This window comes from Streptomyces fradiae ATCC 10745 = DSM 40063 (assembly GCF_008704425.1).
In the GTDB taxonomy this organism is placed as follows: Bacteria; Actinomycetota; Actinomycetes; order Streptomycetales; family Streptomycetaceae; genus Streptomyces; species Streptomyces fradiae.
Genome location: NZ_CP023696.1, coordinates 227,834 through 243,445 on the forward strand (window position 1 = coordinate 227,834; position 15,612 = coordinate 243,445).

Consider the following 15,612-nt stretch of genomic DNA (forward strand, 5'->3'; position numbering starts at 1 on the left):
CCGTACGCCCCACCACGCGCTCCCCCGCCGCCCCGCCCACGGGGCCGGACGGGGAGCCTTCCCGGCGGCGCGCTCCGGAGGGAGGGGCACAGGACGGCGGCGCGGCGACCGTGCGGCCGCCGCGCCATGCGCGCCGCGTCACGCGCTCGCGCCGCAACTGCCCCCGGCCGTTTGCCGATCGGCCACTTCGAATCTCGCCGGACGCCTTCCCTGAGCCATGTGACCTGTGCAATGGTACATGGCACAGGTCGTGGCCATGCCAAGCCTGGCATCGGCCGTGCTCCCGTCGGATCCGACGGCGCGGCCCTTCCCCGCCACGGCCTTCCCATCCCCCACCGGTCACGCGTCGCGTGTCCGAACCCTCATGGGAGGCGTAGTGAGAAAGCCACTTGTCCGACGGCGTCTGGGCGCGGCGCTGCCGCTGGCCCTGGCCGTCACGCTGGGCGCGGGCCTGCTGGCCGAGCCGGCCGGCGCCCGCACCGGGCCCGCGGCGCCCGTCGCCCGCGTCGCCGCCGCCGACGGCGGCGGCGAGCACACCGGTCCCCCGCCGGTGGCCCAGTCCCCCACCGCCGAGACCGGGCACGTCGGCAGGGGGCGCCTGAAGCCGTCCCAGATCCCGCCGCTCGCGGCGGACAAGGACGCGCTCAAGGAGTCCTACGGGGAGCACGGCAGGCCGCCGGTCCCCGCCGACTCACCCGACACCGCGAGCGGCAAGCGGACCGGCAAGGCCGCCACCGCGGACGCCGCCGCCGCGTGCGACGTCTCCGACTTCACCTCCCGCACCGGCAGCGCCCTGGTGCAGCAGATCAAGGCGTCCACGCCCGACTGCGTCAACACCCTGTTCAACGTGACCGGGGGCGACGCCTACCACGCCTTCCGCGAAGCGCAGATGGCCACCGTCGCCTACGCCCTGCGCGACACCGCGGCGTACTACCCCGGCGACGGCAGCACGGGCATGCCGCAGCTCGTGCTCTACCTGCGCGCCGGCTACTACGTGCAGTACTACAACCCCGGCACGGTGGGCTCCTACGGCAGCACCCTGCGGACCGCCATCCGGGCGGGGCTGGACACCTTCTTCGCGCACCCGCGCTCCCGCGACGTCACCGACGGGAACGGCGAGTCGCTCGCCGAGGCCGTCATCCTCATCGACAGCGCCGAGGAGAACGCCCGCTACATATCCGTCGTCAAGCGGCTGCTGGCGGAGTACGACTCCTCCTGGAACACCTCGCGCCACATGCTCGCCGCGGTCAACAACGTCTACACGGTGACCTTCCGCGGCCACCAGGTGCCCGCCTTCGTGACGGCGGTCCAGGCGGACCCCAGCCTGCTCGACTCCCTCCACTCCTTCGCCTCCCGTCACCTGGCGCTCCTGGGGACCGAGCACTCCTACCTCACGTCCAACGCCGGCCGTGAACTCGGCCGGTTCCTCCAGCACTCCGCGCTGCGCGCCAAGGTCCGCCCGCTGGCGGCCGGCCTTCTGAACGCCAGCTCGATCAAGGGAGCCACCGCCCCCCTCTGGGTCGGCGTGGCCGAGATGACCGACTTCTACGACAAGGCGAACTGCGCCTACTTCGGCACCTGCGACCTCCAGCGGCAGCTCGCGGACGCCGTGCTGCCGGTACGGCACTCCTGCAGCGCCGGCATCACCGTCCGGGCCCAGCAGATGACCTCGGGCGAGCTGTCCACGAGCTGCGCCAGCCTCCTCGGCCAGGACGCGTACTTCCACAACCTGGTGCGGGACAGCGGCCCCGTCGCGGGCGACCGCAACTCGACGATCGAGGTCGTGGTCTTCGACTCCAGCGCCGACTACCAGACCTACGCCGGCGCCATGTACGGGATCGACACCAACAACGGCGGCATGTACCTGGAGGGCGACCCGGCGGCGGCGGGCAACCAGCCCCGCTTCATCGCCTACGAGGCCGAGTGGCTGCGTCCGGCCTTCCAGATCTGGAACCTGAACCACGAGTACACGCACTACCTCGACGGCCGCTACAACATGCACGGCGACTTCGGCTCCAACATCACCACGCCGACCGTCTGGTGGATCGAGGGCTTCGCCGAGTACGTCTCCTACTCCTACCGCGGTGTCCCCTACACCCAGGCGATGACCGAGGCCGGCCGGCGCACGTACGCGCTGAGCACCCTCTTCGACACCACGTACAGCCATGACACGACCCGCGTCTACCGCTGGGGCTACCTCGCCGCGCGGTACATGCTGGAGAACCACCGCGCCGACGTGGACACGGTCCTGGGCCACTACCGCACCGGCGACTGGAACGCCGCGCGCGCCCATCTGACCCGCACCATCGGCACCCGCTACGACAGCGACTGGTACACCTGGCTGGCCGGCTGCGCGGCCGGCGACTGCGGCGGCGGCACCAACCCGCCCGGCAACCAGCCCCCCACGGCGGCGTTCACCACCTCCGTGCAGGACCTGTCCGTCCGCTTCACCGACCAGTCCACCGACCCCGACGGCACCGTCGCCGCCAGGTCCTGGAACTTCGGCGACGGCACCACCTCCACCGCCACCAGCCCCGCCAAGACGTACGCGGCGGCCGGCACCTACACGGTGAAGCTGACCGTCACCGACGACAAGGGCGCCACCGCCACCGCCACGAGGACGGTCACCGTCAGCGCCGGCGGAGGCACCGTCGCCGAGTGCACCGGGGCCGACCCCCGGGAGCTGGGCCGGAACTGCCAGCGCAGCGGCCAGACCGCCACCACCGGGAACTACGCCTACCTGTACCTCTACATCCCGGCGGGCACCACCCGGCTCACGATCGCCACCTCCGGCGGCACGGGTGACGCGGACCTGTACTACAGCTCCACCGGCTGGCCGGGCACCGGCAGCCACACCCACCGGGCCACGGGTGCCGGCAACAGCCACACCCTCACCGTCGACAACCCTCCGGCGGGCGCGCACTACATCAGCCTGCACGCCGTGAGCGGCTTCGGCGGGGTCACCGTCAGCACCCGCTACTGACCGGCGACCGGCCACAAGCCCGAGGCCCGGAACCCCGTACAGCGGGTTCCGGGCCTCGGGCCTGCCGCGCGGGCGGCGGTGTGCGCGTGCTTCAGAGGGTGAAGCCGGCCGGGTAGGGGTCCGACGGGTCGAGCAGGTACTGCGCGGTACCGGTGATCCAGGCGCGGCCGGTGACGGACGGCAGGACGGCCGGGCGGCCGCCGACCGCCGTCTCGCCCAGGACCCGCCCGACGAACCGCGAGCCGATGAACGACTCGTTGACGAAGTCCCGGCCGGCCGGCAGCAGTCCGCGGGCGTGGAGCTGCGCCATCCGGGCGCTGGTGCCCGTCCCGCAGGGCGACCGGTCGAACCAGCCGGGGTGGATCGCCATGGCGTGCCGCGAGTGCTCCGCGGTCGATCCCGGGGCCTCCAGGTAGACGTGGTGGCACACGTCGATCTCCGGGTTCTCCGGGTGGGCGACCGGGTTCTGCTCGTTGACGGCGTCCATGACGGCCAGTCCGGCGTCGAGGAGCCGCTGCTTGTGCGCCCGGTCGAAGGGGATGCCGAGGTCCTCGGTGCGGACGAAGGCGTAGAAGTTGCCGCCGTAGGCGATGTCGTAGCGCACCGGCCCGTAGCCCGGCACGTCGACGACCTGGTCCAGGGCGTGGCAGTACGACGCCACGTTCTCCAGCGTCACCGCCTCGGCGCGGCCGTCGCGCACCCGGACCCGCGCCGTGACCAGCCCCGCCGGGGTGTCGAGCCGTACCAGGGTCTCCGGCTCCACCACCTCGACCATGCCGGTCTCGACGAGGACCGTCGCGACGCCCATGGTGCCGTGGCCGCACATCGGCAGGCAGCCGGAGACCTCGATGAAGAGCACGCCGTAGTCGGCGTCGGGCCGGGTCGGGGGCTGCAGGATGGCCCCCGACATCGACGCGTGGCCGCGCGGCTCGCACATGAGCAGGGTGCGCAGGTCGTCGCGCTCGGCGACGAACCGCTGCCGGCGCTCGAACATCGTCGCGCCGGGGAGGACGCCCACCCCGCCCGTGATCACACGGGTGGGCATCCCCTCGGTGTGCGAGTCGACGGCGTGGTAGCAGACGGTCGAGCGCATCGTCAGCGCACCCCGGCGTCGACGAGCGCCTGGGTGGCGGCGCGCACGACGGCCTCCGTCTCGGGGGCGAGCGGCTGCCGCGGGGGGCGGCAGCGTCCGCCGCGGCGGCCGATCATGTCCTGGCCGAGCTTGATGGCCTGGACGAACTCGGTCTTGCTGTCCCAGCGCAGGACCGGGTGCAGCTCGCGGTAGAGCGGCAGCGCCGTCTGGAGGTCCCCGGAGACGGACGCCTCGTACAGGGCGAGGCAGGCCCGCGGGAAGACCTGCGGGTACCCGGCGACCCAGCCCTTGGCGCCGGCGATGCCGACCTCCAGCACGGTGTCGTCGGTGCCGATCATGAGGTCGAGGCCGGGGGCCAGCTCGGAGATCTCGTAGCAGCGGCGGACGTCGCCGGAGAACTCCTTGACACCGACGATGAACCCCTCGGCGTGGAGCTTGGCCAGCAGCTCGGGGCGCAGGTCCACCTTGGTGTCGATCGGGTTGTTGTACGCGGTGACGGGCAGGCCGACCGAGGCCACCTGCTCGAAGTGCTCGAGGACGGCGCGGTCGTCGGCGCGGTAGGCGTTGGGGGGCAGGCACATGACGGCCTGGCAGCCCGCGTCCTTGGCGAACCGGGCGTGCCGCACCGCCTCGCGGGCGCCGTAGGCGCCGACCCCGGGCATGACGGTGAAGCCGTCGGGGGCGTGGGCGACGGCCGTCTCGACGACGCGGTCGCGCTCCTCGTCCGTCAGGGTCTGGTACTCGCCCAGGGACCCGTTCGGCGCGACGCCGTGCAGCCCCTGCTCGGCGAGCCAGGCGACGCTCTCGCCGAAGGCGCCCAGGTCGACCGCGAGGTCGTCGTCGAACGGCAGGCTGGTCGCGACGATGACGCCGTGCCAGGGCTTGCGGGTCTCGCTCATGAACACTCCTTGTCGGTGGTGCGTGGGTGGGTGGTGCGTGGGTGGGTGGTGTGTGGGTGGGTGGTGTGTGGGTGGGCGGGTGGTGCGTCCGTACCGGGTCGGTTCCGGGTCGGTTCCGGGTCGGTGGTACGCCGGAAGGGGGTCGGTCTGTGGTCGGCACCGCGTCGGTACGCGTCGGTACCGCGTCGTGCCACGTCCGTGGCCGTCCGCGGGGACGGTCACGCGCCGGTGCGGCGCGGGCCGCCGGGGCGGCCGGGGCACCGGGCTGGGCCGCCGGGGTCACCGGGGCGGTGGGCGCCGTCGGGGTTGCCGGGGTCGGCGAACCTGTGGGGAGGGACCAGGGCGGGCGGCGCTGTCCGGTGCCCCGGCGCACCGGAGCCGCCCGCCCGTCGGATCAATCAGGCCCGGCAGGCCCGGCAGGCCCGCAGGGTCCAACCGGCTCGTCCGGCTCGTCCGGCCCGTCCGGCCCGTCCGTCCCGTCGAGGGCGGCGAGGGCGCCGAGGGTGACCGGCACCGCAACGAGTCGTTCCGCCGGTTCGTAGGCCCGCTCCCGTGCCGCCAGGCAGTGCACGGCCGGCCCGCACATCCGTCCCTGGCACCAGCCCATGCCGGCCCGGGTCAGCTGCTTGACCTGCCGGTGGTCGCGGGCCCCGCCCTCGGCGCAGGCGGCGCGGACCGCGTCCGCGGTCACCTCCTCGCAGCGGCACACGACGGTCTCGCCGGTCAGCCACGCGGGCCAGGCGGGCGGGAGCGGGTGCGCGCGGGCCATCGCCTCGGCGAAGGCCCGGTGCCGGGCCACCGCCGCGCGCACCGCCGCCAGGCTCCGCTCGCCCGGCCGGCGGGCACCGGAGTCGGCGAGGACCGAGGCGGCGGCGAGGCGGCCCTCGGCCGCCGCGAGGGCCGCCCCGCCCACCCCGCACGTCTCGCCCGCGGTGTAGAGGCCGGGGACGGTGGTGCGCTGCCCCTCGTCGACCGCGACGACCGCGTTGCCGTCGGCCGCGTCGGCCAGGGCGCAGCCGAGCGGCAGGAGCAGGTCGAGCTGGGGGGTGAAGCCCCAGCCGACTCCGACGGCGTCGACCTCGACGCGCCGCTCCGTGCCCGGCCGGGGGCGGCCGTCAGCCGTCAGGGAGGCGATCTCGACCGAGGTCACGCGGTCGTCGCCCTCCGCGCGGACGATGGCCGTGCGCGGCCGGACCGGGACGCGGTGGCGAGCGAGGACGGCGGCGTACGCGGCGCCCTCGGCCCACTTGGCGGGGTTGCGCAGCAGCGGCCCGGGGTGGCGCAGCCAGGCGCTCGGGTGGGCGGCCTCGCACACCGCGACCACCCGGGCGCCGCGCGCGGCGAGGGCGGCGGCCACCGGCAGCAGGAAGGGGCCCGTGCCGCCCAGCGCCACGCGGCTGCCCGCGGCGACCCCGCCGCCCTTGAGGAGCGCCTGGAGGCCGCCCGCGGTGAGGACGCCGGGCAGGTCCCAGCCGGGGAAGGGCAGTTGGCGGTCGTAGGCGCCGGTCGCCACGAGGAGCCGCGGCGCGCGCAGGACCACGGCGGTCTCCCGCGGCGCGGCGCCGCGGTCGGCCGCGTGGACGGCGAAGGCGCCGTCCTCGCGGACGGCGGTCCACACGTGGTGCGCAAGGCGCAGGTCGAGCCGCCCGGCCGCGCGGCCCGCCGACAGCGCCTCGCACAGGGCCCGGTACTCGCGCAGTCCGTGGTGCAGGTCCCCGGTGGGGATGGCCGCTCGCGCGTGCTCGGGCGGATGGCGCCAGTACTGGCCGCCGAGGGCGGTGCCGGAGTCCAGCAGGACGACGCGCAGTCCGCCGGCGAGCGCGGTGGCCGCGGCGGCCATGCCGGCCGGGCCCGCGCCCACGACGACGAGGTCCGCCGGCTCAGTCATCGCCGTCCTCCCCGGTGGTGACGGTCATGCCGGGACGCGCCGGTACGAGGCAGGCGCGCTGCCCGCCCGCTCCGTCGACCGTCACGAGGCAGTCGAAGCAGACGCCGATCCCGCAGAAGACGCCGCGCGGGCGCCGGTGGACGCGGGTGGTGCGCCAGGCGACGCGGCCCGCGGCCACGAGGGCCGCGGCCACGGTCTGTCCCTCGACGAACGGCAGGGGCGCGCCGTCGACGACGATCTCGTTCACTTCGGGCCGCCTTCGGGGTGGAGGAAGCGGTCGGGGAGGAGTCCGGTGTGCTCGGCCGGGTCGGCGCCGCGCCAGGGGCGGCCGAGGAGGTGGGCCGTGACGAGCGCGCCGGTGGCGGGGGCGAGGCCGATGCCCGCCCCCTCGTGCCCGCAGGCGTGGACGACCCCCGGCACGCGCGGGTCGGGACCGACGACCGGCAGGTGGTCGGGGCAGTAGGGCCGGAAGCCGCGGTAGGCGCGGATCAGGTGGACCTCGCGGAGGAAGGGGAACAGGCGGCACGCCTGCGCCGCGAGCCTGGCGACGACGGCGGTGCTCATCGCCGTGTCGAAGCCGACGCGCTCCCGGCTCGCCCCGATGAGGATCGTCCCGCCGGGTGTGCCCTCGACGACGCACGAGGTCTCCAGTCCGGCGTCGGACGAGGCGACGTTGGCGATGTAGTCGGCGGAGTACACCTTGTGCCGGACCATCGGCGGCAGCGGTTCGGTCACCAGGACGAAGCCGCGGCGGGGCAGCACCTCGACGGGCGCGCCGAGCCGGCGGCCGACCTCGCCGCCCCAGGTGCCGGCGGCGTTGACGACGGCGTCGGCGGGCAGGACCCGGCCGGCGGCCGTCCGTACGCCGGTGACCCGGCCGCCTCGGCCGGTCACCGCGCCGGCGACCTCCCCGGTGTGGTGGCGCGCGCCGTGCCGCACGGCGGCCCGCAGCAGCGCGGCCGCCGCCAGCACCGGCTGCACCTGCGCGTCCTGCGGGTAGTGGACGCCGCCGGGGATGCCGGGCGCGAGGTGGGGTTCGAGGTCCCGCACCCGGTCGACCGGCTCGGTGCGGACACCGGCCGCCTCCTGCCGCGCGGCGAACGCGCGGAGCGCGGTGAGGCCCTCGGCTCCGCTGGCGACGACCAGGCCGCCCTTGGCCTCCAGTTCGAACGACCGCGCCCCGAGCTCCTGGCCGGCCTCGTCCCACAGGGCGCGGCTCAGCCGTGCCAGGGCGAGCTCGGGGCCGGGCTCCTTGTCGGAGAGGAGGACGTTGCCCTCCCCGCGGCTCGTGGTCCCGGCGCCGACCGGACCGCGGTCGACGACCGTGACGTCCATGCCCGCCGAGGCGGCGTGGAAGGCGCAGGCGGCTCCGACGACGCCCGCGCCCACGACGACGACCTTCAGTGCCATCGCCCCCTCCTCTACGACCTCCGGTGGGCTGGTCCGGACCTGCGCGGCCCGACCAGCTCTGTGCAATGTCACATGACATTGCTTAGGCTATACATCCGACCGACCCGAAGACAACGCCGCCCGCGGCGTGACTTCGACCAGAACTGGCGAGGGTGGAGCCCTGTGGATCTGACCGGAAACTCGATCGTGGCCGGCCGGGACGTCCCCGGCGGGGGCGAGGCGTGGCGCGGCACCGTCGCGGCGACGGGCGGGCCCCGCGGCCCGCTGCTGCGGGACGCCTCACCGGAGACGGTGGCGGAGGCGGCGCGGCAGGCCGCCGGCGCCGCCCGCGCGTACCGCGCCCTGCCCGCGCACCGGCGGGCCGCCTTCCTCGACGCCTGCGCGGACGGCATCGAGGCGCTGGGCGACGCCCTGCTCGAAGTCGCCGCGAGCGAGACCGGGCTGCCGCCGGAGCGCCTGGCGGGCGAACGCGCACGCACATGCGGGCAGCTTCGCATGTTCGCCGCCCTCGTCCGCGGCGGGGACGCGCTCGGTGTCCGGATCGACCCCGCGCTCCCCGAGCGCCTGCCGCTCCCCCGCCCGGACCTGCGCCTGCGCCGGGTCCCCGTCGGTCCGGTGGCCGTCTTCGGCGCGGGCAACTTCCCGCTGGCCTTCTCCGTCGCCGGCGGCGACACGGCGTCCGCCCTCGCCGCGGGCTGCCCGGTCGTCGCCAAGGCGCACCCGGCCCATCCGGGCACCTGCGAGCTGGTCGCCCGCGCCCTGACGGCGGCGGCCGACCGCACCGGCATGCCCGCCGGCGTCTTCTCGCTGCTCGTCGGCCGCGGCACGGCGGTCGGCCGGGCGCTGGTGCGCGACCCGCGGATCGCGGCCGTCGGCTTCACCGGCTCGCGGGCCGGCGGGCTCGCCCTGGTCGGGGAGGCGAACGCCCGGCCCGTGCCCATCCCCGTCCACGCGGAGATGTCGGCGGTCAACCCCGTGATCGTCCTCGACGGGGCCCTCGCCGACCCGGAGCCGCTCGCCGCCGCGTACGCGGGGTCGCTCACCGCCGGCGCGGGGCAGTTCTGCACCAATCCGGGGCTCCTGCTGGTCCCCTCGGGCGCGGCGGGCGACGCGCTGCGCACGGCGGTGACCCGCGCGGTGTCCGGCATCGCGGGCCAGGTCATGCTGACCCCGGCCATCGCGGAGGCCCGCGTCGCGGGGGCGGCGCGGTGGGCGGCCGTCGACGGCGTCTCCGTGGTGGCCCAGGGGCCGCCCGGTGCGGGGCCGCACGCGCCGGGCCCGGTGGTCCTGGAGTGCGACGCGGCCACGTACGCGGCCCACGGGGAGCTGTCGGAGGAGGTCTTCGGCGCCGTCGGACTGGTCGTGCGGTGGTCCGGGGTCTCCGAGCTGCTCGACCTGCTCGGCAACCTGGAGGGGCAGTTGACCGCCACCCTGCACGGCACCGAGGCCGATCTGGCGACGGCGCGGCGGCTGCTGCCCGTACTGGAGGAGCGGGCGGGGCGCGTGGTGTGGGGCGGCTGGCCGACGGGGGTGGAGGTCTGCCACGCGATGGTGCACGGCGGCCCGTGGCCCGCCACCTCCTCGCCGGGTACGACCAGCGTCGGGACCCTGGCGGTCGAGCGCTGGCTCAGGCCGGTCTGCTACCAGTCGCTCCCCGACGCCCTGCTCCCCGAGGAGCTCCGGGCGGGCAACCCGCTGGGCGTCACCCGGCTCGTCGACGGCACCCTGGAGCCGCGCCCGCCGCACGCCGCCGGGCGCACGGCCTGACGGCGCGTCGGGGCGCGGCGCGGGACGGCACGGGAGGCACGGGACACAGGGCGCGCGGTGTGAGGCGTGGGTCGTGGGCCGTGGGGCGTGGGGCGTGGCCGGACGCGCGCGGAGTGCATAGGGTCGACGCCAGTACCGGCGCGGCCCGCGCTCCGTGCGCCGCGGCCCCGCGGGGGGCGGCGGGCGCACCCGCCGCCCCGCGCACCGGCAGCACAGCTCCGACGCCCCACCTGCCGACCGCACCCAGGAGGTACCGGTGAAGATGCTGATCAACGTGCCCGAGTCCGTGGTGGCCGACGCGCTGCGGGGGCTCGCCGCCGCGCATCCGGAACTGACCGTGGACGTCGCGAACCGGATCGTCGTGCGGCGGGACGCGCCCGTCGCCGGGAAGGTGGCGCTGGTCTCCGGGGGCGGGTCGGGCCACGAGCCGCTGCACGCCGGGTTCGTGGGGCCCGGCATGCTGTCGGCGGCGTGCCCCGGCGAGGTGTTCACCTCGCCCGTCCCCGACCAGATGGTGCGGGCCGCCGCCGCGGTGGACAGCGGGGCGGGCGTGCTCTTCGTGGTGAAGAACTACACCGGCGACGTGCTGAACTTCCAGCTGGCCGCCGAACTGGCCGAGGACGAGGGCGTCCAGGTCGCCAGGGTCCTCGTGGACGACGACGTCGCCGTGGCCGGCGGCCCCCACACGGCCGGGCGGCGCGGCACGGGGGCGACGCTCTTCGTGGAGAAGCTGGCGGGCGCCGCCGCCGACGAGGGCGCGCCGCTGGAGCGGGTCGAGGCGGTGGCCCGGCGGGTGAACGCCGCCTCCCGCAGCTTCGGGGTGGCGCTGAGCGCGTGCGCCACGCCCGCGAAGGGCGGCCCGACGTTCGACCTGCCGCCCGGCGAGCTGGAGCTGGGCGTCGGCATCCACGGCGAACCGGGCCGGGAGCGGCGCCCGATGATGACGGCGCGGGAGATCGCGGACACGGCGGTGGACGCCGTGCTGGACGACCTCGGCCCGTCCGGGCCGGTGCTGCTCCTGGTCAACGGGATGGGCGGGACTCCGCTGCTGGAGCTGTACGGGTTCGGCGCGGAGGTGCACCGCGCCCTCGCGGAGCGCGGGGTGCCCGTGGCCCGCACGCTCGTCGGGAACTACGTGACCTCCCTCGACATGGCGGGCGCCTCGGTGACGCTGTGCCGGGCCGACGAGGAGCTGCTGCGGCTGTGGGACGCGCCCGTGCAGACGCCCGCGCTGCGGTGGGGGCGGTGAGCGCCGTGCTGGACGCCGCGTTCTTCGCGCGCTGGATGGCCGCCGCGGACGCGGCCGTGGACCGGGAGGCGGACCGGCTGACCGAGCTGGACGCCGCCATCGGCGACGCCGACCACGGGGTCAACATGCGGCGCGGCTTCACGGCGGTGGTGTCGGCCCAGGAGGTGGAGCCGCAGGCCACGCCCGGCGCGGTGCTGGTGGCGGCGGGACGGCGGCTGATCTCGACCGTCGGCGGGGCCTCCGGGCCGCTGTACGGGACGCTGCTGCGCGGGGCGGGCAAGGCGCTGGGCGACGCCGCCGAGGTGACGCCCGAGGACCTCGGACGGGCGCTGCGCGCCGGGGTGGAGGCGGTCGCCCGGCTCGGCGGCGCGGCGGCCGGGGACAAGACGATGCTGGACGCGCTGGAGCCCGGCGCGCGGGCCCTCGAGCGGGGCGGCGGCTTCGGGGAGGCGGCGCGGGCCGCGCGGGAGGGGGCGGTGGCGACCGTGCCGATGCTCGCCCGCAAGGGCCGGGCCAGCTATCTGGGCGAGCGCTCCGTGGGCCACGAGGATCCGGGGGCCGCGTCGTCGGCGCTGCTGTTCGCCGCGCTGGCGGAGGCGGCCGCGTGAGCGCGGCGGGAGCGGCGCCGGGGGGCGCTCCGGGGGGTCGGGGTCCGGACGGGCCGGTGGCGGAGGGCCGAGTGGCGGAGGGTCCTGCGGCGGAGGGTCCTGCGGCGGGTGCCGGCGCTCCGGGGGGCCGGGGTGCGGCGGGGAAGGTCGGGGTGGTCCTCGTGTCGCACAGCGCCGAGGTCGCCCGCGCCGTCGCCGAGCTGGCCCGCGGGCTGGCCGGCGGGGCCGCCGGGGTGCCCGTGGCCGCCGCCGGGGGCGGGCCCGACGGCGGGCTCGGCACGGACGCCGAGCTGGTCGCGCGGGCCGCGCGCGCCGTGGACCTGGGCGCCGGGGTGGCCGTGCTGGCCGACCTGGGCAGCGCCGTACTGACGGTGAAGGCCCTCGCCGAGGACGGCGAACTCCCCGGCGGGACCCGTCTGCTGGACGCCCCGTTCGTGGAGGGCGCGGTCGCCGCGGTGGTCACCTCGGCGGCGGGCGGCGGCCTCGACGCGGTGGCGGCGGCGGCCTCGGAGGCGTACGGCTACCGCAAGGTGTGACATGAGCACGGTTGTGAGGGGGTCGTCCGACGCACTAGGGTCACAGGGCCTTGGTGCTCGGGAAGCCGGTTCGAAGCCGGCGCGGCCCTCGCCACTGTGATCGGGAATGTCCGGCTCCACCCCCCGCGCGAGCGGGGAAGCCACTGGACCGCCGCGGGAGACCGCGGCGTCCGGGAAGGCGGAGCCGAGGCGGTACGACCCGTCAGCCAGGAGACCGGCCAGGGCGCGTTGTCCATCCACGAGGTGCTGGAGAGGGTCTCCCCCACATGCATATCGCCGAGGGTTTCCTGCCCCGGGAGCACGCGGTCGCCTGGACGCTGGCGGCCGCTCCCTTCGTCGTCCACGGGGTCCGCGCCCTGACCCGCGAGGTCAGGGCCAATCCCGAGTCCACCCTGCTGCTCGGCGCGTCGGGGGCGTTCACCTTCGTCCTGTCGGCGCTCAAGATCCCGTCCGTGACGGGGAGCTGCTCGCATCCCACCGGTACGGGGCTGGGCGCGATCCTGTTCCGGCCGCCGGTCATGGCGGTGCTCGGCACGATCACGCTGCTGTTCCAGGCGCTGCTGCTGGCGCACGGCGGGCTCACCACGCTCGGCGCCAACGTCTTCTCGATGGCCGTCGTCGGCCCGTGGGCCGGGTACGCGGTGTACCGGCTGCTGCGCCGGACCGGGGCGCCGTTGATGGCGGCCGTCTTCTGCGGGGCGTTCACCGCCGACCTGTCCACGTACTGCGTGACGAGCGTCCAGCTGGCGCTGGCCTTCCCCGACCCGGGGACCGGCTTCGCCGGGGCGCTCGCCAAGTTCGGCGGGATCTTCGCGGTGACGCAGCTGCCGCTGGCGGTGAGCGAGGGCCTGCTGACGGTGCTGGTGATGCGGCTGCTGCGGCAGTCCAGCAAGGGCGAGCTGGCGCGGCTCGGGGTGCTCCCCGCGGCCGGTCCGGCGAAGGGGGCGGCGGTCCGGTGAAGCGTGACACGAGGATCAACGCCCTGCTGCTGCTCGTGGTCGCGGCGCTGGCGGTGCTGCCGCTGGCACTGGGCCTGGGCGAGGGCCGGGAGGAGCCCTTCGCGGGCGCCGACGCGCAGGCGGAGACGGCGATCACGGAGATCGCCCCGGACTACGAGCCGTGGTTCACGCCGCTGTACGAGCCGCCGTCCGGGGAGGTCGAGTCCGCGCTGTTCGCGCTGCAGGCGGCGCTGGGCGCGGGTGTGCTGGCGTACTACTTCGGGCTCCGGCGCGGCCGCCGGCAGGCCGCCCGGCAGGCCGCGGCCGGTGCGGCGGAGGCGCGTACCGGTACGGCGGAGGCGGAAGCCCGCCCCGTGACGGACGCCGGGCACGCGGCCGGGGCGGTTCCCGCGGCCGGGGCCGAGGCCGCCGACGGGGACGCACCGGGCGCCGGCGGGACCGGGGGCCGCGGCGAGCGGTCCGCGGCCGGGGAGTAGCGCGGGTGCTGCCCATCGACGTGGCGGCGCACGGCAGCCGCTGGCGCCGCCGCCACCCGGCCGAGAAGGCCGTCCTCGGCTTCGGGCTGACCGCGTGCGCGGTGTCCCTGCCGCCGTGGCCCGGCGCGCCGCTGGTCGCCGCGGCCGCGCTGGCCGTGCTGCTGGGCCCCGCCGGGGTGGCGCCGCGCCGGCTGTGGCGGGCGTGGCGGCTGCCGCTCGGGTTCTGTGTGACGGGCGCCGTGCCGCTGCTGTTCCAGGTGGGCGGGCCCGCCGGGTGGGTGGCGCTCGCGCCGGACGGCCCCGCGCACGCCGCCGGGCTGCTGCTGCGGACCTCGGCCGCGTCCCTGGGGCTGCTGCTGTTCGCGTTCACCACGCCCGTGTCGGACGTGCTGCCCCGGCTCGTGCGGGCCGGGGTGCCCGCACCCGTGGTGGACGTGGCGCTGGTGATGTACCGGATCGGGTTCCTGCTGCTCGACGCGGTGGCGCGGATCCGGCAGGCGCAGGCGGCGCGGCTCGGGCTGACCGGCCGGGCGGCGGCGTGGCGGTCGGTGGCGGGGCTCGCCGCGACCGCGTTCGTCCGGGCGTTCGACCGGGCGGCCCGGTTGCAGACGGGCCTCGCGGGGCGGGGCTACGACGGGACGCTGCGGGTGCTGGTGCCCGAGGCACGGGTGGACCGGCGCTTCCTGGCCGCGACGGCGGCGCTGCTGGCCGCCGTGGTGGCCCTCACCCTCGTACTGGAAGGGGCGTTGTGATGCCGGGGTCCGCCGTGGTGGAGCTGGTCGGCGCGGGATTCGCGTACGAGGACGGGCCGCCCGTGCTGTCGGGCGTCGACTTCGCCGTCCCGGAGGGGCGCGCGCTGGCGGTGCTGGGCCGCAACGGCAGCGGCAAGACGACGCTGCTGCGGCTGCTCAGCGGCGGGCTGCGCTGCGGCAGCGGCCGGCTGCGGGTGGACGGGCGGGACGTGGCGTACGACCGGAAGGGCCTGACCCGGCTGCGGACCACGGTGCAGCTCGTCGTGCAGGACCCGGACGACCAGCTCTTCTCCGCGTCCGTCGGGCAGGACGTGTCGTTCGGGCCGATGAACCTGGGGCTGCCCGAGGACGAGGTGCGCGCGCGGGTGCGGGACGCGCTGGAGGCCCTGGACATCGCGGCGCTGGAGGACCGGCCGACGCACCTGCTGTCGTACGGGCAGCGCAAGCGGGCGGCCATCGCGGGCGCCGTGGCGATGCGGCCGCGTGTGCTGATCCTCGACGAACCGACGGCCGGGCTCGACCCGCACGGGCAGGAGCGGCTGCTGGCGGCGCTCGACGGGCTGCGGGCGGCGGGGACGACGGTGGTGATGGCCACGCACGACGTGGACCTGGCCCTGCGGTGGGCGGACGACGCGGCGGTGCTGACGCCGGACGGGCCGCGGACGGGTCCGGTGGCCGAGCTGCTGGCCGACGCCGGGCTGCTGGACGCGGCGCGGTTGCGGCGGCCGTGGGCGATGTCCGTGGCCCGGCTGCTGCGGGCGCGGGGGCTGCTGGGCGAGGGCGAGCCGGCGCCGTGCACCCCCGAGGAGCTGGACGCCTGGGCGGCGGCGCGGGGGGTGCGGGGCTGAGGGCCCGCCCGGCGGGGCGGGAGCGCGGGGCCACGGGGTGCCGTGCCACCGGGCGGCAGGGCGCGGGGCGGGGCGGTGGCGCTGAGGGCGCTGCGCGGCCGTCGGGCCCGGCACGGGGGGGCCGGGCCCGACGGCCGTTCGCCG

The 15,612-nt window shown here is 76.6% G+C and carries 14 protein-coding genes and 1 riboswitch; of the genes, 9 read left to right on the top strand and 5 right to left on the bottom strand.

Annotation, left to right across the window (positions count from 1 at the left end; all coding sequences use genetic code 11):
* Positions 1–376 precede the first annotated feature (376 nt).
* A complete protein-coding gene (locus CP974_RS00950) occupies positions 377–2,983 on the top strand; it encodes a collagenase (RefSeq protein WP_031135524.1) in 2,607 nt (868 codons plus the stop codon).
* Between the two features lie 91 nt (positions 2,984–3,074).
* On the opposite strand, the gene CP974_RS00955 is transcribed toward CP974_RS00950, so the two are convergent.
* The 5 genes from CP974_RS00955 to CP974_RS00975 form a co-directional block, all read right to left on the bottom strand.
* A complete protein-coding gene (locus tag CP974_RS00955; protein ID WP_031135526.1) occupies positions 3,075–4,076 on the bottom strand; it encodes a proline racemase family protein in 1,002 nt (333 codons plus the stop codon).
* A gap of 2 nt (positions 4,077–4,078) precedes the next feature.
* Entirely contained in the window at positions 4,079–4,975 is an 897-nt protein-coding gene (locus CP974_RS00960) for a dihydrodipicolinate synthase family protein (protein ID WP_031135528.1), read from the bottom strand.
* A 394-nt stretch (positions 4,976–5,369) separates the two neighbouring features.
* The gene (locus tag CP974_RS00965; protein WP_051839756.1) at positions 5,370–6,863 is read right to left on the bottom strand and encodes an NAD(P)/FAD-dependent oxidoreductase; all 1,494 of its coding nucleotides are present in this window, start codon (positions 6,861–6,863) and stop codon (positions 5,370–5,372) included.
* Complete coding sequence (locus CP974_RS00970; RefSeq protein WP_031134291.1) at positions 6,856–7,110, bottom strand: (2Fe-2S)-binding protein; 255 nt, start codon at positions 7,108–7,110, stop codon at positions 6,856–6,858. Before CP974_RS00970 ends, CP974_RS00965 begins: the two co-directional genes overlap by 8 nt.
* Positions 7,107–8,273, bottom strand: coding sequence for an NAD(P)/FAD-dependent oxidoreductase (locus CP974_RS00975; protein WP_031134293.1), 1,167 nt, complete (start codon positions 8,271–8,273; stop codon positions 7,107–7,109). Before CP974_RS00975 ends, CP974_RS00970 begins: the two co-directional genes overlap by 4 nt.
* Positions 8,274–8,456: 183 nt before the next feature.
* On the opposite strand from CP974_RS00975, the gene CP974_RS00980 reads away from it, so the two are divergent.
* From CP974_RS00980 to CP974_RS01015, 8 genes are all read left to right on the top strand, one after another.
* Positions 8,457–10,040, top strand: a complete 1,584-nt coding sequence (locus tag CP974_RS00980; protein ID WP_223844551.1) for an aldehyde dehydrogenase (NADP(+)) — start codon at positions 8,457–8,459, stop codon at positions 10,038–10,040.
* Between the two features lie 256 nt (positions 10,041–10,296).
* A complete protein-coding gene (gene dhaK, locus CP974_RS00985) occupies positions 10,297–11,289 on the top strand; it encodes a dihydroxyacetone kinase subunit DhaK (protein WP_031134297.1) in 993 nt (330 codons plus the stop codon).
* A 35-nt stretch (positions 11,290–11,324) separates the two neighbouring features.
* Positions 11,325–11,897: a dihydroxyacetone kinase subunit DhaL gene (gene dhaL, locus CP974_RS00990; RefSeq protein ID WP_051839758.1), complete on the top strand. Its 573-nt coding sequence runs from the start codon at positions 11,325–11,327 to the stop codon at positions 11,895–11,897.
* Positions 11,898–12,049: 152 nt separating this feature from the next.
* Positions 12,050–12,433, top strand: a complete 384-nt coding sequence (locus tag CP974_RS00995; protein ID WP_031134301.1) for a PTS sugar transporter subunit IIA domain-containing protein — start codon at positions 12,050–12,052, stop codon at positions 12,431–12,433.
* Between the two features lie 34 nt (positions 12,434–12,467).
* Positions 12,468–12,670, top strand: a riboswitch (cobalamin riboswitch).
* Positions 12,671–12,699: 29 nt separating this feature from the next.
* Complete coding sequence (locus tag CP974_RS01000; RefSeq protein WP_031134303.1) at positions 12,700–13,392, top strand: energy-coupling factor ABC transporter permease; 693 nt, start codon at positions 12,700–12,702, stop codon at positions 13,390–13,392.
* Positions 13,389–13,868 carry an energy-coupling factor ABC transporter substrate-binding protein gene (locus CP974_RS01005; protein ID WP_031134305.1) on the top strand — a complete coding sequence of 160 codons (480 nt, stop codon included), beginning with the start codon at positions 13,389–13,391 and terminating at the stop codon, positions 13,866–13,868. Before CP974_RS01000 ends, CP974_RS01005 begins: the two co-directional genes overlap by 4 nt.
* Before the next feature lie 5 nt (positions 13,869–13,873).
* Positions 13,874–14,620: a cobalt ECF transporter T component CbiQ gene (gene cbiQ, locus CP974_RS01010; protein WP_031134307.1), complete on the top strand. Its 747-nt coding sequence runs from the start codon at positions 13,874–13,876 to the stop codon at positions 14,618–14,620.
* A complete protein-coding gene (locus CP974_RS01015) occupies positions 14,620–15,468 on the top strand; it encodes an energy-coupling factor ABC transporter ATP-binding protein (protein WP_037938669.1) in 849 nt (282 codons plus the stop codon). Before cbiQ ends, CP974_RS01015 begins: the two co-directional genes overlap by 1 nt.
* Positions 15,469–15,612: the final 144 nt, after the last annotated feature.